This window comes from Oleiphilus sp. HI0079 (genome assembly GCF_001635105.1).
The window spans coordinates 1-879 of the sequence record NZ_LWFT01001095.1; the positions used below are offsets into that span (position 1 = coordinate 1).

General features: G+C 50.3%; 1 protein-coding gene. It reads left to right on the forward strand.

The genetic code is table 11. The features are described 5' to 3' along the window. Positions 1 to 879 (forward strand): hypothetical protein (locus tag A3750_RS26405; protein ID WP_197475167.1); only part of this gene is annotated, 879 nt, incomplete at both ends.

Genomic DNA, 879 nt, shown 5'->3' on the forward strand with positions numbered 1-879 from the left:
AACGTGAAGGTCGCTGGAGCATGTGGAGACGGCACGGCCGAGGCTTGGGAAGATTGTAATACCAATCTACACATGAATACCTATACAGTGGGATTAGGGGCTAAAGGTACTATTTTTGGTGTTACGCACAATGACATGGAAGACGCGCACACGACGCCACCCACATGGCCTAATGTAAACAATTCTCGCGATGCGCGTCAGATCGACGATTTGTACCATGCCGCAGTGAATGGCCGTGGAGGTATGTATAGCGCGGCAACACCTGATCAGCTAAAAACTGCGCTGGGTGCAGCTCTGTCTGACATTATCGCGACCATAGGTAGCGGTTCTGGGGTCACATTCAACGCTTCTTCGTTGCAATCTACCGAAGGCACAGCGATTTTTACCTCCATCTTTAATGCGGCCGACTGGACTGGTGATGTTGGCGGCTTGTTGCTTGATCCAACCTCTGGAGCGGTCGGCGATCCTATTTGGGAGGATAGTAATGGCGATCCGACTGCAGCGGCGTATTTGTTGAATTCTCGAGATCTCGAGGATAAACCACGTACCATCCTCACGTGGGGTAAAGATGCTGACGGTAATCCTGAAGGAGCGCCATTTCAGTGGGATAGCTTACAGGACCATCAAAAGCTTGATCTGAAGACAAACCCAGATGGTAGTGTTCGTGATGCGACGTATCCTTTTGTTTCGGGTGACCCTGATTATAACAGTGATGACGCTACGAACTTTGATGCCGATGCCGATGGTAAAGCACGGTTAAATTTCCTGCGAGGTGATATTCAAGCAGACATGACGTTAGATACTTACGTGTCTGGTGCGAAGGCCAGTTATGATTTGCGAGATCGCTTGGACCCGGCCACCGGTTTGCCCAAGCGTTTA